Source organism: Anaerococcus porci, assembly GCF_009696575.1.
Lineage (GTDB): Bacteria > Bacillota > Clostridia > Tissierellales > Peptoniphilaceae > Anaerococcus > Anaerococcus porci.
On record NZ_VULQ01000010.1, the window covers coordinates 70,034 to 76,353 of the forward strand.

The window sequence follows — 6,320 nt, forward strand, 5'->3', positions numbered from 1 at the left end:
CCCGCCATAAACCACAAAGGAGGATTTTAATATGCCAGCAAAAGGAAAAGAAGTACAAGCAAAAGTAAAATTACAAGTGCCAGCAGGAAAGGCTACTCCAGCACCTCCAGTAGGTACAGCACTTGGACCTCACGGAATCAATATAATGGATTTCGTACAAGCATTTAATGCAAAAACAGCTGATCAAGCTGGAATGATAATACCGGTTGAAATGACAATTTATACGGATAGATCTTTTGAATTTATCACAAAAACACCACCAGCACCAGTATTAATTAAAAAAGCTATTGGACTTGATAAAGCTAGTGGAGAACCAAACAAAAAGAAAGTAGGTTCAATCAAGCTTGACCAAATTAAAGAAATAGCAGAAACAAAAATGCAAGATTTAAATGCTGCAAGTCTAGAAGCTGCAATGAGTATGATCAAAGGTACATGCAGAAGCATGGGTATTACCGTAGAGGATTAGTGGAAGAGGAAACTCGCTATACCACAAGGAGGCAACAATGGCTAAAAGAGGAAAAAGATATATAGAATCAAAGAAATTAGTGGATTCTCAAAAAGAATATGAGCTAAGTGAAGCGTTAGATTTAGTAGAACAAACAGCAAAGGCTAAGTTTGATGAAACAGTTGAATTACATGTAAGATTGGGTGTAGATTCAAGACATGCTGACCAACAAGTTAGGGGAACAGTAATTTTACCACATGGAACAGGTAAGGATGTTAAAGTACTTGCTATTGTTAAAGAAGATAGAGTTGAAGAAGCTTTAAATGCAGGTGCAGACTATGCAGGTAGTGACGAATACACTGATAAGATTCAAAAAGAAAATTGGTTAGACTTCGATGTTATAGTAACAAGCCCTGATATGATGGGTCAAGTAGGTAGATTAGGTAGGGTATTAGGACCTCAAGGTTTAATGCCTAATCCAAAATCAGGTACTGTAACTAATGATATAGCAAATGCTATCAAAGAAGTAAAAGCAGGTAAAGTAGAATATAGGACAGATAAAAACAACCTTGTTCATGTACCAAGTGGAAAAGTATCGTTTGGAAAAGAAAAATTAGAAGATAACTTAAGAGCTTTACTTACAGCTATAGTAAAAGCAAAACCTGCTTCAGCTAAAGGAAAATATTTAAGATCTATTACTATAACATCAACAATGGGTCCTGGAATTAAGCTATCACCAGCTAGAGCTATGGACTTGGTTGAAAAATAAAAAAATTGACAAGCTAAAACTATGGTGATATAATATCATAGTCAAATAAATAGGCTACCAAAGACTACGGAGACTCTTAGTTTAATTATTCCGTATAGGTGGGAGAATAAGAAGCTACATCCCCACCGATGTAGGCGTTAATTACGTCTAGTTGTGGGGATTTTTATATACCTACTTGGAAAGCCATAGGAGGTGAAATATGTCTGAAAAAGCAATTCAAAAGAAACAAGAAGTTGTTAATGAAATAGTTAAAAAAATTGAAGACGCTAAATCAGTAACTCTTGTAGAGTTTAATGGTATGGACGTAAAAGAAGTAACAGAATTACGTAATAACTTCAGAGATGCAAATACAGAATATAAAGTATATAAAAATACTATGATGAGATTTGCGTTTGAAAAACTTGGTTTTGAACAATTCAAAGATGAGCTAACAGGTTCTAATGCTTTAATTTTCTCAAATGATGAAATTATAGATGGACCTAAGGTTGCAAGTAAATTTATTGATCAAGATGATGCAAACAAAGAAAAGCTTGTTATAAAATCAGGTGTAGTTGACGGAAACTACCAAAATCCAGAAGAAATGTTAGCTATTGCTAAATTACCTGGACAACAAGAACTTGCATCCATGCTTGTTAACACACTTCAAGCACCTATTAGAAAACTTGCAGGTGACTTATCACAAATCAATGCTAAACTTGTTTATGCACTTGATGCAATTAGAGATAAAAAAGAAAACGAAGCGGCTTAATTTAAAAGTATATTAAAATAAATATCGGAGGATTTAAAATGTCAGAAAAAGTAACAAACTTATTAGAAGAAATTAAAGAACTTACAGTATTAGAACTATCAGAATTAGTAAAAGCATTAGAAGAAGAATTTGATGTAACAGCTCAAGCTACAGTAGCAGCAGCTCCAGTAGCAGCTGGTGCAGCAGATGCTGGTGCAGCTGAGAAAACTGAATTTGATGTAATGTTAAATTCAGCAGGATCTTCAAAGATTAATGTAATCAAAGTAGTTAAAGAAATTACAGGTCTCGGACTTAAAGAAGCTAAAGCTTTAGTTGATGGAGCTCCAAAGCCTGTTAAAGAAGGTGTAGCTAAAGATGAAGCTGAAGAAATCAAATCTAAGCTAGAAGAAGCTGGTGCAGAAGTAGAATTAGCATAGTTTTTAGTACAATTCATTAAAGGCCCTTTTGGGCCTTTTTATTGTGTATTTATTGCTATTGACACATTGCTCAATATAATGTATATTAAAATTGAAGGGTTCTAATTTTGGAAAGAGGATAATATGAAGGAAATTATAGATTCTCTTGTCAATGTTGAAGCTGAAGAAAGATATATAAGAGAAAAAGGTATCTTAAAGGAACATGGCATTAGAGTTAGTCATCAAAGACTAATGGTTTTAGACTATTTGGTAAATAATATGAAACATCCTACAGCAGATGATATTTATAAAGATCTAAAATCTAAAGACCCTATACTTTCTCAAGCTACAGTTTACAATACATTAAACTTATTTGTAGAAAATAATATTGTAAGTGAATTAGATTTTAACGAATCTAGAAAAAGATATGATTTTTATAATAAACATCATTCACACTTTATTTGTGTAGACTGTGGTGACATTCTTGATTTGAATGTTGATATCGACAATCTAAAATTAGACGAGCTGGAAGGTTACTCAATTAATAGTGTGGATATAACAATTCGTGGGGAATGTCCCACATGTTTATCTAAAAAGGACAAATAATAAGCAGTTGCATAATTTTTGCAACTGCTTTTATTTTTTTAATTTAAAGAATAAGTAAACTAAAATATATAAAATTGGTTGATGGAATAAATATATTTGTATGGAATGTTGACCTATTTTAGCTAATAGATTGTCTTTCCCATATAAGTTATAAAAGTTTTTTTGAATTAAAATTTTCCCCATTAAATATCCACTAATAAAGATAAAAACCCATGGAATTATAGGAAAATAATCTGTTGAATAAAATGAATTAGATGGAAAACCCAAAAAAAATAAATTCATTTCATAAATTGAACTAGGCAGAGTAAGACTTAAAATTCTTTTATGTGGTACAGAATAGGTTACAATAAATAATATTATAAAAACCCACCAAAATTTTTTATCTAAATTTATATATTTTTTAATAATTCCTGTTATAATCATAGAAATTCCAAGACAATTTAGAACACCAAATATAATTAATTGGTCTTTTACAAAAATATAAGTTATAGTAGTTACTAAAAAACCAAGTATAGAAGTTTTTATACCTCTAACAATATTATCACAACTAGATAAAAAATTAGAACTGATACCTGAAACAAGGAAAAAAGATACAGCAATAGATAACTGCCATATCTTATTAATTAGGATATTATTATAATATCCAAGGTCTATATATAAATTTATGTCATAGCATAAATGAAATAAGACCATAGATATAATAGTAAATCCCCTAAATTTATCTAAGTTATATATTCTTTTCACTTATTTTTAATCATTTCAACAAATTTAGGAACTTGTTTTGAAATATCGGAAGGTGTTCTTGAAGTGATTATATTTTTATCAATTACTACTGCTTCATCAATCCATTCACATCCTGCATGAATAAAGTCATTTTTTATCTTTGGAACAGAGGTCATTTTTATACCCTTTAAGTCAATAGCATCAGCTAAAACCCATGGCCCGTGGCATATTGCTGCTATAGGTTTATTTTGTTCATGAATTTTATTTATAAATTCAATAGTATCTTCACATCCTCTCATACCATCTGGTGAAAAACCACCTGGTATATATATAGCTTCATAATCATCAGGATTAGCTTCTTTTGAGCTAATGTTTGATTTCATTTTAAAACTTCCTGATTTACCAGTATACTCAACATTCTTTTCAGTTCCTATTAAGTCTACCTTAAAGTCTTCTTGTAATCTAAAATAAGGATATATTAATTCCTTTTCATCAAAATAATTTTCTATTAAAACTCCAACTTTTTTCATTTGGTCTTTTCCTTTCCATTAAGTTACTTTAAATAATTACCCAAAATGATAGTATTTAAAATTTTTTTTCTTTATTATATAATACTACTTATATCAGATTAGAGAGGGATAAAAAGTGAAAAAGGATAAAGATTATTATTTAGATTGGATATATAATAGGGGAAATTCAGCTGGTAAAAAAAGAAACCTAGATGCTATAAAAGAATTATTAAAAAAACTAGGGGATCCTCAAGATAAAATAAAAGTAATTCATATAGCAGGAACAAATGGGAAAGGTTCGACTGCAAACTTTATTGCTAGCACCCTTTCATTGAAAGTAAAATGTGGATTATTTACATCTCCTTATATGAAAGAAATAAATGAAGAAATCACAATTAATGGTAAAGCTATTAGTGATGATGATTTTTTTAAATATATAGATATGGTTAAACCAATATGTGAAAACCTTGACGTAAAAGGATATAAAAATACATACTTTGAAACATTAACTGCTATAATGTATAAGTATTTTTATGATAAAAAAGTTGATGTGGCTGTAGTTGAAGCAGGCTTGGGTGGATTATTAGATTCTACAAATGTTGTAAAAAAACCTATTGCTAGCCTTATTACAACTATATCAATGGATCATACTAATATTTTAGGAAACACAATAGAAGAGATATCAATAAATAAAGCAGGAATTATAAAAGAAAAAACTCCATTATTTTTATATCCACAAAAAAGGAGAGCTTTTGAAGTTATAAGGGATAAGGTTTTGGAAAAAAATTCACAGATAATTACTTTTAATTTTGATGATATAAAAATAAAGGATATGAATAATAGCTATAATTTATTTGACTACAGAGAGTATAAAAATATTAAAACTAAACTAATAGGCGAACATCAAGTATATAATGCAACGAATGCTATTAATTTATTAGATTATTTTAAAGAAGATTTTAGCTTAGATAATGAACTTATTAAAAAAGGAATATATTTAAGTGCAAACCCTGGACGATTAGAAATGATTTGTAAAAATCCAAGAGTTCTCATAGATGGAAGTCACAATAAAGAATCAATAGATTACTTGATAAAATCTTTAAAGCTCTTTAAATATGAAAGATTAATAATTGGATTCTCCGTTTTAAAAGATAAAGACTATTCATATATTATTGATAAATTAAGTAAATTAGCTTCAAAAATTATTATAACTAAAATAGATAATCCTAGGGCATTTTCTATAGAAGATCTAGAAAATGAAATTAGAAAAAAATTTAATGATATAAAGCCTATAGAAGATAGAAAAAAGGCTTATGATTATTCTAAAAAAATTGCTAGAGAAAATGACTTAGTTCTATGGTGCGGATCCCTTTATCTTGTAGGTGAGATATTAAAATATGAAGAAGACGAAAGTTAATCATAAGATTTGGTTTTATTAGTAAAATAGAAAGGTCTGTAAATAGTTTTGTGTATCAACCATTACCTTTTTTGAAGTGTACCCATAAAACTGGACATAATATTTAATTAATTAGTTGTAGTGGATGCTAACCTATATCTTGTAGGTGGCATCCATTTTGTTTTCTCCGAGACTGTGTAAAGTTTTGTGTATAGAAACCTCCTGATTAGGGTAAAGAAAAACTAACCAGGAGGAATTTTTATGCCAAGAAAAAGACCGGAAACAAGAAGAAGTAAAATAGCAAAAATGTTAATTGAAGAATATCAGCCTCAAAGTGCACAAGATATTCAAGAAGCACTAAAAGATCTTTTAGGCGATACAATGCAAGAGCTTTTAAAAGCAGAATTAGATGAGCATTTAGACTATGAATATGGTGAAAAACCACTTTCCCTAAATACAAGAAATGGAACAAGTAAAAAAACAGTTAGATCATCTTACGGAAACATAGAATTAAACATACCAAGAGATAGAGAAGGAACATTTGAACCACAATCATTAAAAAAATACGAAAAAGACATATCAAACATAGAAAATCAGATAATATCAATGTATGGGAAAGGAATGACAACAAGAGACATATCAAGTCACATCAAAGATATCTATGGTTTTGGAATATCAGAAACAATGGTAAGTAAAATAACCAATAAAATACTACCAACCATAGAAGAG

General features: G+C 29.5%; 9 protein-coding genes. 7 read left to right on the forward strand and 2 right to left on the reverse strand.

From position 1 onward, the window contains the following. The first annotated feature begins 31 nt into the window (after positions 1-31). From rplK to FYJ26_RS08360, 5 genes are all read left to right on the forward strand, one after another. Positions 32-466, forward strand: a complete 435-nt coding sequence (rplK, locus tag FYJ26_RS08340) for a 50S ribosomal protein L11 (protein ID WP_154541452.1) — start codon at positions 32-34, stop codon at positions 464-466. Positions 467-503: 37 nt separating this feature from the next. Then, complete coding sequence (gene rplA / locus FYJ26_RS08345; protein WP_154541453.1) at positions 504-1,214, forward strand: 50S ribosomal protein L1; 711 nt, start codon at positions 504-506, stop codon at positions 1,212-1,214. Positions 1,215-1,413: 199 nt separating this feature from the next. Beyond that, entirely contained in the window at positions 1,414-1,962 is a 549-nt protein-coding gene (rplJ, locus tag FYJ26_RS08350; protein WP_154541454.1) for a 50S ribosomal protein L10, read from the forward strand. Between the two features lie 38 nt (positions 1,963-2,000). Beyond that, positions 2,001-2,378: a 50S ribosomal protein L7/L12 gene (rplL, locus tag FYJ26_RS08355; RefSeq protein WP_154541456.1), complete on the forward strand. Its 378-nt coding sequence runs from the start codon at positions 2,001-2,003 to the stop codon at positions 2,376-2,378. A 123-nt stretch (positions 2,379-2,501) separates the two neighbouring features. Next, complete coding sequence (locus FYJ26_RS08360; protein WP_154541458.1) at positions 2,502-2,963, forward strand: Fur family transcriptional regulator; 462 nt, start codon at positions 2,502-2,504, stop codon at positions 2,961-2,963. Between the two features lie 30 nt (positions 2,964-2,993). Here FYJ26_RS08360 and FYJ26_RS08365 read toward each other — a convergent pair whose 3' ends face one another. Continuing rightward, positions 2,994-3,707 carry a heparan-alpha-glucosaminide N-acetyltransferase domain-containing protein gene (locus FYJ26_RS08365; RefSeq protein WP_326831246.1) on the reverse strand — a complete coding sequence of 238 codons (714 nt, stop codon included), beginning with the start codon at positions 3,705-3,707 and terminating at the stop codon, positions 2,994-2,996. After that, positions 3,704-4,216, reverse strand: coding sequence for a type 1 glutamine amidotransferase domain-containing protein (locus tag FYJ26_RS08370; protein ID WP_154541460.1), 513 nt, complete (start codon positions 4,214-4,216; stop codon positions 3,704-3,706). The genes FYJ26_RS08365 and FYJ26_RS08370 overlap by 4 nt, the downstream gene beginning before the upstream one ends. A gap of 115 nt (positions 4,217-4,331) precedes the next feature. Here FYJ26_RS08370 and FYJ26_RS08375 point away from each other — a divergent pair, with 115 nt between their 5' ends. Further along, positions 4,332-5,612 (forward strand): bifunctional folylpolyglutamate synthase/dihydrofolate synthase, encoded by a 1,281-nt coding sequence (locus FYJ26_RS08375; RefSeq protein ID WP_326831247.1) that lies wholly within the window; start codon positions 4,332-4,334, stop codon positions 5,610-5,612. A 240-nt stretch (positions 5,613-5,852) separates the two neighbouring features. Beyond that, positions 5,853-6,320: transposase (locus FYJ26_RS08380; RefSeq protein WP_195837855.1), on the forward strand; the 468-nt coding region annotated here is incomplete at its 3' end.